Genomic DNA, 15,407 nt, shown 5'->3' on the forward strand with positions numbered 1-15,407 from the left:
GCCCCCTCTCTTTGGCCCACGCAAGGTAGGGAACCTACCTTGCTGTACCTTGTCGAAAGATCGAGATCAGATCTTGCCGATGAGGTCGAGAGACGGGTTCAGCGTAGCTGTAGAGCCATCTTCTTTCCATTTTGCAGGGCAAACCTCACCTGGGTGAGCGGCAACGTACTGAGCAGCGCGCACCTTGTCGAGAAGCTCGCTAGCACTACGGCCAACGCCACCAGAAGTGGTCTCGATGTACTGGATCGCACCTTCTGGGTCGATCAGGAACGTTGCACGCTCTGCAACATGGCTGCCGTCTTCGATCAGAGCATCGAAGTTACGAGCGATCACACCAGCAGGGTCACCAATCATGGTGTATTTCACCTTGCCGATGGCTGGTGATGTGTCGTGCCATGCTTTGTGGGTGAAGTGCTTATCTGTCGAAACAGAGAAGATTTCCACGCCCAGCTTCTGGAACGTTTCGTGGTTTTCAGCCAGATCTTCAAGCTCGGTTGGGCACACGAACGTGAAGTCAGCTGGGTAGAAGAATACAACAGACCATTTACCGCGCAGATCAGCATCAGACACTTCAAAGAAGTCGCGTCCTTCGCGGAATGCTTGCGCCGTGAATGGCTTAACTTGGGAACCGATAGCAGGCATAAAACTCTCCCATTAATGAAATATGACCGACCCCATACATAGGGGCGTCTGCCAAAAGGAACAACCGGGGGCGAAAGATGTCAAGCAGCCCTCGCCAGGACCGATGTCCTATAAATGAGAACCTTTCTCATATTCTGCAAGCCTTCTTTTTTGAATTCCTCTTCCCCCTGCTTCCAACTAACCCTATCTTAGGGACATGTCTTACGTACCTCTCTCCGGTTTATCCCTCCGGGATATTGAATATGTGGTTGCAGTTGACGACCTTCGCAACTTCTCTCGTGCAGCAGAGCGCTGCGGCGTTAGCCAAGCGGGCCTGTCTGAGCAGGTGCGAAAGCTAGAGCAGCTGCTCAATGTCACGTTATTTGAACGATCCCGACGCCATGTAGCTCCCACCCCCGAAGGAGCCCGCCTTATCGTGCTCGGGCGGGAGGTTCTTGCGTCCGCTCGAAACCTCTTAGAGGTGGCGCGTGCGCATACAGGGCCGCTGGATGGGCTACTCCATATCGGCGTTATCCCAACCTTGGGGCCTTATTATATTCCTGGCTTGTTGCAGCGTCTCCGGCAAGAATATGCCCAGCTCAGCCTCCGCCTAACAGAAAAAACGACGAGCAATCTCATCCAGTCCCTCCGGCAGGGAGAGCTGGATGTCGCTTTCCTTGCACCAACAGCTGCTACAGAAACACTTGAACAAGAGCCTCTCTTTCGAGAGCCTTTTGTAGCGGTCTTCCCTGCCCAGCATGAGCTTGCCCAAAAGCCTGATATTACCTTAGACGATTTAGGGCGACCTGACCTGCTTTTACTTGAAGATGGGCATTGCCTGCGTGACCAAGCCCTTTCAATCTGCCCCAGCAATTTCCGGCCGCAAGATCAACGTCTTGCTACCAGCTTGGAGATGCTTTGGCATATGATTGCTGCTGGTGAAGGATTCTCCCTCATTCCGCGTCTTGCTCTGAGAAATCGTACAGAATTTGAAGGGCTCGTGAAATTCCGCGAACTTAATCAGACAGAAGCGTATCGCACTATTGATCTCGTGTGGCGTAGCTCTGACCCACGAGCAGCCTCTTTCCGGGAACTCGCTCATTTCTTGCGTGCCTCAATACCGGAAGGATGCCTTCCTTATCAGGAGTCGTAGGCACACTCAGCGACCCGACCAACAATGACCAGAACCGTGCACCTATCACACTCATTCTTTCTGCTTTGATGCCTGAAGCAATGGTCTTAGATAAGGTGCCGTCTGGCTCACAGTTGACATGGCCACATCCTCAGGCCTTCCAGCAGCGACAATACAGCCCCCTTCCTGACCACTCCCCGGCCCCAGATCAATCACCCAGTCACTGGCCGCTGCGACACGCATATTATGCTCCGCAACAACCACACTATGCCCTTGAGCAATCAAGAGCTGTAACTGTCCCAAAAGGCGGTCTGTGTCTGCTGGATGCAAACCTGTTGTGGGCTCATCCAGAATATACAACATCGGCACTGTGCGCCGTTTTTGGAGCTCTGTTGCCAATTTTAATCGCTGTGCTTCACCACCCGACAACTCTGGAGCGGGTTGTCCCAAGCGTAAATATCCCAACCCCGAAGAACGTAATGTTTCAAGACCACGATATACGGTCTCTTCTGTCTTAAACCACTCACACGCCTCATCCACGGTCATGGCGAGAACGTCGGCAATCGTTTTCCCTCGAACCGTAATTGCTAAAATTTCAGGCTTATACCGCGCGCCATGGCATTCTGGGCACGGCGCTTCAACACCGGGCATAAACAACAGCTCAATAGACACACTCCCTAACCCCTGACAGTGAGGGCAACGTCCTTGAGGTACATTAAAACTAAACGCACTTTCGCGTAATTGACGCTTCTTCGCCTCGGGCGTGGCGGCAAAAAGCTTCCGAATATGGTCAAAAATCCCTGTATACGTCGCAGGGTTAGAGCGCGATGTCCGACCAATCGGCTTTTGCGTAATGACAACTAGTCGCTTCACATGCTCAAGGCCACGAGTCACCTGACCGGACGGCTCTTCTCCATCCTGCTCCTCAGCCATACCCTCATCATCTATCGACGCATGAGACCCTAGCGGCTCTTCAACAGTTTTTTGACCCAACGCGCGACGAACAAGAGAAACAAGCGCCTGACTGACCAAGCTTGACTTGCCGGAGCCGGACACGCCTGTAACCGCAACCAGCCCCCCTAAAGGCAGGGTAAGGGTCAGCTGATGCAGCGTACGCCATGTGATGCCCTCTACACAGAGCTCCCCTTTCAACGAACGCTGCACATCTTTGATCAACGGCGGAGGAGAAAAGAGATAAGGACGTGTGCGCGACTCACGCACCTCTTTCAACCCTTCTGGAGGGCCACTATAGAGCACGCGCCCCCCTTCTGTTCCCGCTCCGGGCCCAATATCGACAAGCCAATCGGCTTGTTTGATCACCTCGGGGTCATGTTCGACCAATAATAAAGAATTTCCCTCGGCAGGCAGCCGCTTCAACACCTGCATCAACGATGTAACGTCTGCTGGATGCAGTCCAGCTGCTGGCTCATCCAAGACATAAGCCACGCCAAAAAGCGCCGAATGGACTTGCGTCCCTAAACGCAAACGCTGGTACTCACCCGGTGATAAACTCTCAACCGCGCGATCTATTTGTAAATATCCCAACCCCAGCTCGAGCAAAACCTCCATTCGCTTTTGCAGAGCCGTGGCGATCTCATTGATCACACGTCCTTCCGCCGTCTCCGTATGGGGCCTCATAAGAAGCGCCACGACCTCATCATAGCATTGTTGAAGAGACAGCTGAGAGAACTCAGTGATCGTACGCCCTGCAAAAGTTACCGCGAGTGCATGAGGATTCAGTTTCTGCCCATGACACACAGGGCAACACTGCGCACGCATAAAAGAAGCGGCACGCTCCCGCGTCCGAGCACTTTTCGTGGAGGAAAAGCTCTGCAACACATAACGCCGTGCACTCATGAACGTGCCACGATAGGACGGAGCCTCTCCCCGTTCCATCGCCTCTTGGCTCTGCTGATAGGTAAGCCCCGGATAGATCGGCTCACTTGGGGTATCATCCGTATAAAGAATCCACTCCCTGACCTCTTTGGGCAACAGACGCCATGGCGCATCAACATCAATGCCCCGCATCATCAGGATATTCCGCAAGTTCTGCCCCTGCCAGGCTGTAGGCCATGCCGCAATGGCACGCTGCCGAATACTGAGCGTCTCATCTGGGACGAGCTTATCTTCCGCAACGTCATAGAGCTGCCCTGTGCCCTGACAATGAGAGCACGCCCCCTCTGGTGTGTTGGGTGAAAAACATTCCGCAGAAATGCGCGCGGTATTGGGAGGATAGGTGCCAGCACGCGAGTACAACATGCGCAGCACATTCGACAGCGTGGTCACACTACCAACAGACGAACGGCTGCTCGTGCCGGCCTGCTGTTGTAGGGCAATAATAGGCGGCAACCCCTCAATAGACGCAACCTTTGGTGGTGGAAGCTGATGAAATAACCGCCGCGCATAAGGGGCCACTGTTTCTAAATAACGGCGTTGCGCTTCAGCATAGAGCGTACCAAAGGCTAACGATGATTTTCCAGACCCTGACACCCCCGTAAACACAACAATACATCCACGCGGCACCTCTAAACTCACATTCTGTAGGTTATGTTCTTGCGCTTCATGGATGCGGATCATTCCCGCCATGTCCAAAGGGGTTGAGCCTGTCATGACATCGCCTTTTCATCTGACTAAACACAAAAGGCCCTCTCACAAGAGGGCCTTTTGTGACCACCATAGTGGCCTTCTTTCACAAGAAGTAAAGACGTTGTAACGCGTTAGCTCAGTGACAGAAGCTGGGCATTCCCCCCTACAGCAGCTGTATTGGTGCTAATCACCTGCTCTTCAAGCAGGAACTCTGGGCGAAGCGTTTCTTCATCTGCCAGATAGACTGTTGGAATCGGCTGTTTGGGATCAGACAGCAGATCACGCACAATGTCCCATAAAACGGGGCTATCCGTCTCGGCCACAATCACCGAACACCCTGCAATATCGCCCTTATGACGCACCGGCGTGATATGCTCACGCAGCACATCCGACATGGTATCCAGCGACTTCATCACATCAGGCGTGCTCAAGAACGCCACATCATTATTACAGCTCACCGCGTAACTGATGATGCGTTTCAAGCCGGCTTCCGTATCCGCTAGCGCCAAGACACGCCCGCGCGGCTTCAGAGAATAAACGTTGCTTTCACCCACAGGGGACGGCAGCTCCAACACGCGGTCCAGCAAGCCATGCTCCATCCATGGAATAATCGCTTCTGTCAGCTCGTGATCTTCCACGCCCAACCAAAGCAGCCAAGACAGCGCAATATCAGGCAGTTCCGCTCCGGGAATCGCCAAAGGTGTCATCGGAGCTTCAGCAAGCTGCCGACGCACCGCCAACGGCCCACCAGCTTTCGGCCCTGTGCCTGACAGGCCACGCCCACCAAAAGGCTGCACGCCGACAATCGCCCCAACAATGTTGCGATTCACATAAACATTGCCCACTTCAACACGCTCAACGAGCTGATTGATGGTGGAAGAAACACGGCTATGCACACCAAAGGTCAGGCCGTAACCGCTATCATTGATCTGATCAATCAAGCCATCCAGTCCGCGACGTGGATACCGCAAAACGTGCAGGACGGGGCCAAACACCTCTTGTCCCAGATCCTCAACCGTATGCACCTCAACAAGAGTCGGTGCCACAAAGCTGCCCTGCTGCGCTTCGTCTGTCATAGGAGCTTCATAAACCGGGAAATGCTTCTCCCGGAGCGCCTCCACATGGGCACCAATACCCGCTTTAGCGTGTTCGCTAATCACAGGGCCGACATCTGTTTCCAGACGCGCTGGCGCGCCAACCCGTAGCTCCGCCATGGCCCCTTTCAGCAGGGAAATCACACGATCAGCCGCTTCCTCTTGCACACACAGCAAACGCAGAGCCGAACAACGCTGACCTGCACTGTCAAAAGCAGAGGTTACGATGTCCGTCACCACCTGCTCTGGCAGTGCTGACGAATCCACGATCATGGCATTCAAGCCACCCGTTTCTGCCACCAACGGCACTGGCTGCCCATTACGCCCCAACCGTCCAGCCAGCTGACGCGCAATAGCCTGCGCCACCGCTGTTGACCCGGTGAACATAACACCGGCAACACGCTCGTCAGCCACCAAGGCCGCCCCAACATCTCCTTCTCCAGGAAGATATTGCAGCACGTCTTTAGGCACGCCAGCCTCATGCATCGCTTCTACAGCCATCATCGCAATTAGTGGCGTTTCTTCAGCAGGTTTAGCCAAAACGGTATTACCCGCTGCAAGCGCTGCAGAAATCTGGCCCAAGAAAATCGCCAGCGGGAAGTTCCATGGGCTAATACACACAACCGGCCCTAATGGACGATGGGTTTCATTATCAAACTCGCGACGAATCTGTGCCGCATAATACCGCAGAAAATCCACCGCCTCACGCAGCTCAGCAACGGCATTCGGGTAGGATTTACCCGCTTCACGCACAGCCATCCCTAAGAAGGCAATGTCTTTCTTCTCTAAAAGGTCGGAAGCCCGTTCTAAAATGCTCGCACGTTCTTCTGGTGCTTTAGCAGCCCATGTAGGGAAGGCCGCTTCCGCATTTTCTACCGCATGCGGCACATCGCTGATGGTTGCATTCTGCACCGTACCAACCTGATCTTGGTGGTTGGCTGGATTGAGAACAGGCTGAATCTCAGATTGCGGCTTACGCCCTGGGATCATCGCCTCAGCATAGATCTGCTCTGGCAATTTGAGCAGCGATTCCCGGAAGCTCGTCAGAACATTTTCATCAGAGAAATCCATCCCGGTAGAATTACGGCGCTCTTCACCAAACATATCTTTTGGTTGCGCAATTTCAGAATGCCCAACCCCAACAGGGCTAAAGGTACGCGTGATCGCTACAGGGTCTTCCACAAGCTTCTCAAGCTCAACAGACGAATCCCCCAGCAGGTTGATGAAGGACGAGTTCGCCCCATTTTCCAACAAGCGACGCACCAAATAAGCCAACAACGTGTCATACGTGCCCACAGGCGCATAAATACGGCATGGACGGTTAAGCTTATGAGGGCCAACGACCTCTTCATACAGCCCTTCTCCCATGCCATGCAGACACTGGAATTCATACTGCCCGGGGAAGAAGTCGTCCCCCTGCATCGCGTAAATGGACGCCACCGTACGCGCATTATGCGTTGCAAATTGTGGGAAGACAGCATCCGTCGCATTCATCAATTTACGGGCACAGGCGATATAGCTGACATCTGTATGGCTTTTACGCGTGAAGAGTGTGAAGTCACTCACCCCGTCAATTTGTGCTTTTTTAAGTTCGCTATCCCAATAAGCGCCTTTAACAAGACGAACCATGATGCGATGATTGGTTTCACGCGCCAGATCAATCACATAATCCAGCACCGCTGGGGCACGACGGCTATAAGCCTGCACCACAAGGCCAATCCCATCCCAATTCGCTAGGTCAGGATCGCGGCATAGAGCGTCCAAAATATCCAACGACAGCTCAAGCCGTTCGCTTTCCTCAGCATCAATATTCAGACCGATATTGTAATGCTTCGCCCGCACCGCCAGCTGCTTAACTGTTGGCAGCAGCTCTGTCATCACCCGTTTATATTGGGAACGGTAATAGCGTGGATGCAGTGCCGACAGCTTAATTGATAGGCCGGGGCGTTCATGCATGCCCTCACCCGTAGCCCTTCGGCCAATTTCTTCCAGCGCATGATGATACGCAGCCTGATACGCTTCGCAGTCCGGCTTATCGAGGGCGGCTTCACCCAACATATCGTAGGAATAGGTAAAACCTTCAGCCTCACGCGTGCGCGCGCCTTTAAGGGCTTTCTCGATGGTTTCACCCAGAACAAACTGGCCACCCATCATCTGCATCGCCACTTGCATGGCTTGACGCACAACAGGCTCACCATGACGTTTCATCATGGACTGCACCACGCCCATACGATGGTCTGGCGCAATGATCTTCCCGGTAAGAGCGAGCCCCCAAGAAGCCGCATTAATCACCACACCTTGCCCACGTCCTGCGTGAGAAAGCCAATCACCAACACTAATTTGGTCGCTAATCAGCGCATCACGTGTCGCTTTATCAGGTGTACGCAACAAAGCCTCAGCCATGCTCATCAACGCCACACCTTCATCAGAGGCAAGGCTAAATTCTTGAACCAGGCTTTCCACAAGACCGGGACGACGATTTTCACGCAATGCATGTGCCAACTCGAGCGAAACTGAAGAGGCAATAGCTTCTTCTTTCTCGTTTAGTTCCGCATCAGGAAGGAGGGCTGTGACGCACTCCTCTTCTAAACATCGCGTCTTATGAGTAATGGCTTGGCGCAACGTTGAACGCTGCGGAACGAGCTCAAAATGTTCTGAAAAATACGCCATAACCACTACCTCAGAAATTTCGTAACAAAAAAGTCCCGATCTATTTCGGAAAATTACTCCAACACCCAATCCACCACGGATTCGCAGAGCTGTCCATTGCCTTTCGTTAAAAATGGGTGCCCATTTTTATGTCGAAATATGAGGCTTAGCTTTGCTCTCTATGTCCGATGAAATTGAGACAAGAAAACCGTTTCTAAAACGGTCAAAAAAGAAAACCCGTTACCCAGTGCCAAGACGCCAAGAAGCGGGTTCTTGCGCACTGAGCTCCTGCCATCGTCGCATCAAGGCATGCTCGCGCCATTGCTGGCACCATGCGATCACGTCGGGGGAGAAAAAGGGTTCAAGCCCATATTGGGCAATACGCAGTGCTATCGGGGCGTACATGCAGTCTGCCACCCCGGGATGTGCACCAAAAAGATACGGCGTTGCGTCACCATTGCGTGTCAGAGCATGTGTAAGCACGGTATTGAGAAAAGATAAATCCTTCTCAAGTGCACCCTGCTGCTCTGCTGATAGACCTGCTGGTCGTGCAGGCTCACGCTCCATATTCATCGGGCAAAGCTGCCTGATCGCCCGAAAGCCTGCTGCCATTTGCGCACTCACACTCCATGCATGAGCACGTGCCAAGCGGTCTTGCGGCCATAAAGAGGGGGTTATTTCTGCGCAATAGGCACAAATGGCCAAGCTTTCCCAAACCTGAGCGCCATCATGTTCGAGATAGGGGACAAGACGGTTAGGAGAGCGTTGATGGATCGCCACCGTACGACCTCCCCCCTTCAGAGGAATCACCTCTTCTTCAACGTCTAGCCCTGCCAGACGCACAGCAAGCCATCCCCTCAATGACCATGAGGAGTAACGACGCGACCCAAGAAGCAACAGACCGGCCATTTAATGTTAGCGTCCCTTCGCTAGAATGAACCCACCTCCTAGAACGCGTTCCCCATCGTACAACACGCAGGCCTGACCCGGAGCCGCAAGGGCTGGGTCGTCCAACAGGACTTCGGCCTGTGCCTGTCCGACAGGCTTTACACGGGCGAGCCGCAAAGATTCTCGCGCCCTAAGCTGAACCCCACAAAACACGCCTTCAGGGGGCGCGTCAATTAGCCAATTCATATCACGTAGAACTATTTTGCAATGCTCGTCACCGATCCCTAGTTGACTCCGTGGTCCAACAACGATTCGCCGGTTCTTCACATCTATGTGAGTGACAACCTGACGCTCCCCTGTTTGGGTGTGAATATCCCCTAAACGACGGCTTTGCCCCACCGTATAGCGCGCCACCCCTTCATGCCGGCCCAACACACGCCCTTCGGCATCAACAATATCGCCAGGCCCTTCAATTTCAGGGCGCATCTTTTCAACCAATGATGCGTAAGAACCATTGGTGACAAAGCAAATATCCTGACTGTCACGTTTTGACGCGACATCAAGCCCCAGCTCTTCTGCTAAAGCACGCACATGGTCTTTATCGGGCATCTCGCCCAGCGGGAAACGCAGATAGTCAAGCTGCTCACGCGTTGTCGCAAAGAGAAACCACGTCTGATCACGATCACGATCTACCGGGCGGTGCATTTCCACCCCGTCTGGCCCTTCAAGACGACGCACATAATGCCCCGTGGCCATCGCTTCGCACCCTAGGTCGCGCGCGAGCCCCAGCAAGTCTGTGAACTTCACGCCCTGGTTGCACGCAACACACGGAACAGGCGTCTCACCGCGCGCGTACGAATCCGCAAAACTATCAATCACGCTTTCACGAAAACGGCTTTCCGCATCAATAACGTAATGCGGGAAACCCATTCGATCAGCCACCGTGCGGGCATCCATAATATCACGCCCAGCACAGCAGGCCCCGGGGCGCGCTGGGCCATTATGCTCATAGAGTTGGAGCGTTGCCCCGATCACCTCGTGGCCTTGCCGTTTCAGCAGCGCCGCAACAACAGAGCTATCAACCCCACCAGACATCGCCACAAGGATACGCATAAAGCTCTCTTAGCTCCCTTTTGGTAGAGAAACGACGAGCCCATCCAGCTCATCTTTCATCACGATCTGGCAACCAAGACGTGATGTTGGCTGAAGCCCAAAAGCGAGATCCAGCATATCTTCTTCATCTTCTGTCGCGTCGCTTAACTTATCTGCCCAGGCAGGGTCCACCACAACATGGCACGTTGCGCAGGCGAGTGAGCCTTCACAGGCCCCTTCCAAATCAATGTCATGTTCATGAGCGATTTCTAGAACAGAAAGACCATTTTTGGCCTCAACCTCACGGCGTGTACCATCACGTTCGACAAAAACCATCTTTGGCATAAAACACTCTCTATGATGTCAATTACAGGCGTCGCTATGCGCGTTTTTTATCCAGCACAGCGCTAAGCTGGGCCACCACACAGTCGATATCGTCCCCCGAGGTAAAGCGTCCGACCGATAGGCGCAAGCTCCGCCGCGCTTCTGCCTCAGAAAAGCCCATGGATTCAAGTACATAGGACGGCGCTCCCGACAAAGCCGAACATGCAGACCCTGTCGAACAGGCTATATCAGGCGAAGAGTCCATCACCTCTTGCGCCCAACACCCCTCTGGAAGGCACAGATGAGCCACCCCCGGCAAACGCGGCGCGCCCTCCCCAGTGATGCGCACCTCTGGATGGCGCGCTTGTATGCCTGCTACCAGTCTATCTCGTAACATTCTGATAGAGGCAGCCTCCTGCTCACGTCCTTGCACAGCACGTTGAACCGCCTCGCCCATCCCCACAATAAGGGGCACAGGCGCTGTCCCTGACCGCAACCCACGCTCCTGCCCACCACCAGACAAGAGAGGCTGGAGGCGTACCCGTGGACGATGGCGCACGTAAAGCGCTCCAACCCCTTTGGGGCCATACAATTTATGAGCCGAAAAAGACGCAAGATCGACCTGTGTCAGGTCAACCGGAATTTTCCCCAAAGCTTGCGCCATATCCACATGCAACAACGCCCCCGCTTCTTTCACCATGGGCGCTAAGGTTGCAAGGTCATGCAGCACACCGGTTTCATTATTAGCCGCCATGATGCTGACCAGAAGCGGTGGCGTCTTTAACGCGTGGCGCAAGGTCTGTGGAGAAAGGCGCCCATCACGCTCCACCGGGAGAATAACCGGCTCGTACCCTTCATCCTCCAAAGCACGCACACTTTCCAGCACGCATTTATGTTCTGTCGCCACAGTGATAACCCTGCGGCGTTTATCACCATGCTGGCGCAAAAAACGCACCGCCCCCTTAATGGCTAAATTATTCGATTCCGTTGCCCCTGAGGTGAACACAATCTCCCGGTGTCGCACCCCTAGAGCTTCTGCGATCTGCTCACGCGCAGCTTCCACCGCCTGTTCCGCACGGCGTCCAGCCTCATGCAAACTACCCGCATTACCGTAAAAATGCCCAAACCAGGGTTCCATCACGGCAAAAACAGCCGGGTCACACGGCGTTGTCGCTAAATTATCCAGATAGATCACGACAGATAGCCCCCTTACGCGTTCATAAATCCCGAAACACACAACCCTGTGCAAAGGAATATAGGAACTCTCTACTTTCGCGCCAAAACCGCCTTACGCCCCCATCCAACAAAGGCAGCTACATGGTCTTCCTGTACAGTGCCGAAGCTCATCGCCTGTCTGGCATCCGCTTAACGGGAGCTATAAGCGTGCCTCTAAAGACCTTGTCATGAGCGCAGGGTCGCCACCAAAGAGACATATCAGCCCGCTCATTGAAAACGGATAGGCCCCATTCCCCCCATCACGGCGACGGAACGACAGGGCACAGCATAGCGCCGTCATTCCCTATTTCTTCAACCGCTGTGCCATCTTCTTATACGCCTCACCGAAGGCTTGAACATGCGCCTCTTCCACGTTCCAAGGCAATGAAATACGCAATGCCTGCCCAGCGCGTTCCCCCAGACCCATCGCCTGCAACACATGAGAGGCCGCAACCTTTCCCGAGGAGCAGGCCGACCCAGCTGACACACAAAATCCCTCAAGATCGAGCATCATAAGCTGTGTTTGTGCCGCCACATCGGGCAGAACAACACTCAGCGTATTGGGCAAACAAGGAACGTCAGCAGCAACGCAGAGCCCACCGGCCTGTTGTACCGTCTCCGCCAAAGCGTCACGCCATGCCGCTATAGGGGCCCAATCCTGCGCTTGGCTCGCTTCCAACGCAGCCGTCATGCCCATAATTGCCGGAAGAGCGGGCGTTCCACCTCGCCGCCCGCGCTCCTGCCCACCACCTGGGAGGAGAGGCGATAAAGGCGCATCTTCAGCCAACACCAACGCCCCTGCTCCTTTCGGGCCGCCCATCTTATGGCCTGACAGCGCTATACTAGCCCCCGCTAGCACCGAAACATCAAAGGGCAAACGCGCAGCACTTTGCACAGCATCCACATGCAACAGCGCGCCATGCTCTCGGCATAAAGCAGCAATATCATCCAGTGGAGCGCAGATGCCCGTTTCATTATTAGCCGCCATGACACACACTAACGCGGGGCCGCCTTCTTCCAAAAGTTGCGCCAGAACCTCCAATCGAATAAGGCCGTGCTCATCAACAGGAATAATGGTCGCTTCGGGAGCTGCTTTGCGGATGGCATCATGTTCCGTAGCCCCAATCAACACACGCCGCCCTTGGGCATGACCAAACGCGTGCACCGCCAGCGTGTCTGCTTCCGTCCCACCAGAGGTGAAAACGCAACAATCAGCGTCTCGCTGCAAAAAACGGGCGATCTGTTTGCGACAACCCTCCAATAAGGCCCGCGCTTGTCGGCCATCATGATGCACCGAGGCCGGATTGCCGACTTGGTCGAGCCCACGCAAGACCGCCTCACGCGCTTGGGGGCGAAGGGGTTCGGTCGCGTTAGCATCCAAATAAATTGCAGAAGAGAAGGACTGTGTCATGCATGAACCTCAAACGGAGAAAGCGCCTCTGCCAGTGCTAGGGGCACTCTTTAGCGCCTTTAAGCCCCCATCAAAATGTAGGGTGCGACATAAAAGCTTCATAAAAGAGTCGATTTTGCTAGAAATTGGCCCTCAAGAGTCGATATACAACGCCACTATATGTTCTGGGAGACGTTCTTAACCCTCTCCCCCCTCATTATCCTCAGACCCGACAGGTTTTCTGTGGGGTTGTTTTATCTGTCATACGCTCTGGCGCCACTCCGGCGGTGGAAGGCAGAGCGCACCATAAGACGAGAGACGCATGCCTGAAGTGATGTTTGCTGGCCCTGATGGGCGGCTCGAAGGTCATTACCATCATTCTGACAATCCGAACGCCCCGCTGGCGCTGGTGTTGCACCCTCACCCGTTGCATGGCGGCACGATGAATAATCGCATCACCTATACGATGTACCGCCGCTTCCAAGAAATGGGTTTTTCGGTCATGCGCTATAACTCGCGTGGGGTTGGCCGTTCTCAAGGACGTTACGATGGCGGGATTGGTGAAATCTCCGATGCCGCTGCAGCCCTAGACTGGATGCAGATGGTAAATCCTAACTCGACCGAGCTGTGGATTGGCGGTTATTCCTTCGGCGCTTTTGTCGGTATGCAGCTTCTGATGCGTCGTCCTGAGATCCGCGGTTGGATCAGCGTTGCTCCGCCCGCAAATGATTATGATTTCGGCTTTCTTGCTCCCTGCCCGTGCAGCGGGCTCATGATTGCTGGTGGCAAAGACACGATGGCCCCTGAAAGCGGTATTCGTAAGCTGGTTGAAAAGCTCAACACGCAGAAGAATGTAGATGTGGACTACCGCATTTTAGAGCAAGCTGATCATATCTTCTCCCAACAAGCTAATCAGATCGCTGATGCGTTGGAAGACCACGTGGTCACCCGCCAAACGTCTCTCTTCGCCGCTCCTGCTGAAGCAGCTGGCTAACCTGACAGAACGAAAGACAGCCTCATGTCCCAAAGCCCAACGCTCAAAAGCCCCTTTCTCCAAGAGGCCCAAGCGCGTGGCATGATCTTTCAGTGCACGGACCTTGAGGGGCTGGATGCACGCATGCAGGAAGGGCCTATCACGGCCTATATCGGTTTTGACCCTACAGCCGACTCCCTGCATGTGGGCAGTGCACTGCCCATTATGCTGTTGCGTCTGCTCCAAAAACACGGCCATCGCCCAATTGCTCTCGTGGGCGGGGGCACGGCGAAGATTGGTGATCCGTCCTTCCGTGATGAAGCGCGCTCTTTGATGACCGCAGACACCATCACCCGTAACCTGAAGGGAATTGAGGGGTCGCTGCGGCAGTTCCTCGATTTTTCCAACGAACAATGCCGCCTCGTTAATAATGCGGACTGGCTTGATAAACTTTCTTATATCGACCTTCTCCAAGATGTCGGTGTGCAGTTCTCTGTCAGCCGTATGCTCTCTTTTGAGAGTGTGAAACAACGGCTTGAACGTGAGCAAGGGCTGACATTCCTAGAGTTTAACTACTCCATTTTGCAGTCTTATGATTTCCGTGAGCTGTACCGTCGTCATGGGGCTGTGTTGCAAATGGGCGGATCAGACCAATGGGGCAATATTGTCTCAGGGATCGAACTCGGGCGCCGCACCGATAGCGCCCGCCTCTTTGGCCTCACCACACCACTGATTACGACGGCCTCCGGGGCAAAAATGGGGAAATCAGCCAGTGGCGCACGGTGGCTCAGTGCTGAAAAACTCCCTATCTTCGACTATTGGCAGTTCTGGCGAAATACAGAAGATGCAGATGTCGGACGGTTCCTCAAGCTCTTTACCGACTTGCCCGTCGATGAATGTGAACGCCTCGGTGCCCTTGAGGGGGCTGCCATCAACGATGCTAAGAAAATCCTCGCAACAGAGGCAACAGCAATCTGCCACGGGCGTGCCGCTGCAGAAGACGCTGCAGAAGCCGCACGAAAAGTTTTCGAGCAAGGGGCTACACAGGCGGCTCTGCCTGAAAAAGAACTCCCAGCCTCTTTGTTTCATGAAGGGCTCCCAGCCTTTAAGCTCTTTGCAGAGGCAGGATTAGCCAAAAGTGGTGGTGAAGCACGGCGTCTCATTCGCGGTGGCGGCGCTCGGCTCAATGACGTCGTTATTCAGGACGAGAACCAGATCGTCACGCAAGAAGACGCTCATGAAGGGAAAATCAAGCTCTCCTCTGGGCGTAAAAAACATCTGTTAGTTACGCTCAACTCATAAAGTTTTCCCGTAGGAGTGCAGGGTCTGACACTCTCCCTGCACTCCTACAGACTATCACGATGCTCTCTGAGGTCTCTGGTATTAAAAATGCAACAATTTCTGCCATAAGCTTACAAAAGCAGAAATTCTTTACAACGACTC

At 54.0% G+C, this 15,407-nt stretch carries 11 protein-coding genes; 3 read left to right on the forward strand and 8 right to left on the reverse strand.

Annotation, left to right across the window (positions count from 1 at the left end; genetic code table 11):
* Window positions 1-66 precede the first annotated feature (66 nt).
* Window positions 67-642, reverse strand: a complete 576-nt coding sequence (gene ahpC / locus F457_RS0108405; RefSeq protein ID WP_018980692.1) for an alkyl hydroperoxide reductase subunit C — start codon at window positions 640-642, stop codon at window positions 67-69.
* A gap of 196 nt (window positions 643-838) precedes the next feature.
* Here ahpC and F457_RS0108410 point away from each other — a divergent pair, with 196 nt between their 5' ends.
* Window positions 839-1,774 (forward strand): hydrogen peroxide-inducible genes activator, encoded by a 936-nt coding sequence (locus F457_RS0108410; RefSeq protein WP_018980693.1) that lies wholly within the window; start codon window positions 839-841, stop codon window positions 1,772-1,774.
* A 51-nt stretch (window positions 1,775-1,825) separates the two neighbouring features.
* Here F457_RS0108410 and F457_RS0108415 read toward each other — a convergent pair whose 3' ends face one another.
* The 7 genes from F457_RS0108415 to F457_RS0108445 all read right to left on the reverse strand — a co-directional run bounded on the left by F457_RS0108415 (window position 1,826) and on the right by F457_RS0108445 (window position 13,012).
* A complete protein-coding gene (locus tag F457_RS0108415) occupies window positions 1,826-4,363 on the reverse strand; it encodes an excinuclease ABC subunit UvrA (protein WP_018980694.1) in 2,538 nt (845 codons plus the stop codon).
* A 107-nt stretch (window positions 4,364-4,470) separates the two neighbouring features.
* A complete protein-coding gene (putA, locus tag F457_RS0108420) occupies window positions 4,471-8,103 on the reverse strand; it encodes a bifunctional proline dehydrogenase/L-glutamate gamma-semialdehyde dehydrogenase PutA (protein WP_018980695.1) in 3,633 nt (1,210 codons plus the stop codon).
* Window positions 8,104-8,322: 219 nt separating this feature from the next.
* Window positions 8,323-8,991, reverse strand: a complete 669-nt coding sequence (locus tag F457_RS0108425; protein WP_018980696.1) for a glutathione S-transferase family protein — start codon at window positions 8,989-8,991, stop codon at window positions 8,323-8,325.
* Between the two features lie 6 nt (window positions 8,992-8,997).
* On the reverse strand, window positions 8,998-10,083 hold the full coding sequence (mnmA, locus tag F457_RS0108430) for a tRNA 2-thiouridine(34) synthase MnmA (RefSeq protein ID WP_018980697.1): 1,086 nt from the start codon (window positions 10,081-10,083) through the stop codon (window positions 8,998-9,000).
* A 9-nt stretch (window positions 10,084-10,092) separates the two neighbouring features.
* Window positions 10,093-10,407, reverse strand: a complete 315-nt coding sequence (locus tag F457_RS0108435; RefSeq protein ID WP_018980698.1) for a ferredoxin family 2Fe-2S iron-sulfur cluster binding protein — start codon at window positions 10,405-10,407, stop codon at window positions 10,093-10,095.
* 34 nt (window positions 10,408-10,441) lie between these two features.
* Window positions 10,442-11,581, reverse strand: a complete 1,140-nt coding sequence (locus tag F457_RS12665) for a cysteine desulfurase family protein (RefSeq protein ID WP_018980699.1) — start codon at window positions 11,579-11,581, stop codon at window positions 10,442-10,444.
* A 324-nt stretch (window positions 11,582-11,905) separates the two neighbouring features.
* Window positions 11,906-13,012, reverse strand: coding sequence for a cysteine desulfurase family protein (locus F457_RS0108445; RefSeq protein ID WP_018980701.1), 1,107 nt, complete (start codon window positions 13,010-13,012; stop codon window positions 11,906-11,908).
* 301 nt (window positions 13,013-13,313) lie between these two features.
* Between F457_RS0108445 and F457_RS0108450 the strand changes: the two genes are divergently transcribed.
* Window positions 13,314-13,985 (forward strand): alpha/beta hydrolase, encoded by a 672-nt coding sequence (locus F457_RS0108450; protein ID WP_018980702.1) that lies wholly within the window; start codon window positions 13,314-13,316, stop codon window positions 13,983-13,985.
* 24 nt (window positions 13,986-14,009) lie between these two features.
* Window positions 14,010-15,266 carry a tyrosine--tRNA ligase gene (tyrS, locus tag F457_RS0108455; protein ID WP_018980703.1) on the forward strand — a complete coding sequence of 419 codons (1,257 nt, stop codon included), beginning with the start codon at window positions 14,010-14,012 and terminating at the stop codon, window positions 15,264-15,266.
* The last annotated feature ends 141 nt before the right edge of the window (window positions 15,267-15,407 follow it).

Source organism: Saccharibacter floricola DSM 15669 (assembly GCF_000378165.1).
GTDB lineage: Bacteria > Pseudomonadota > Alphaproteobacteria > Acetobacterales > Acetobacteraceae > Saccharibacter > Saccharibacter floricola.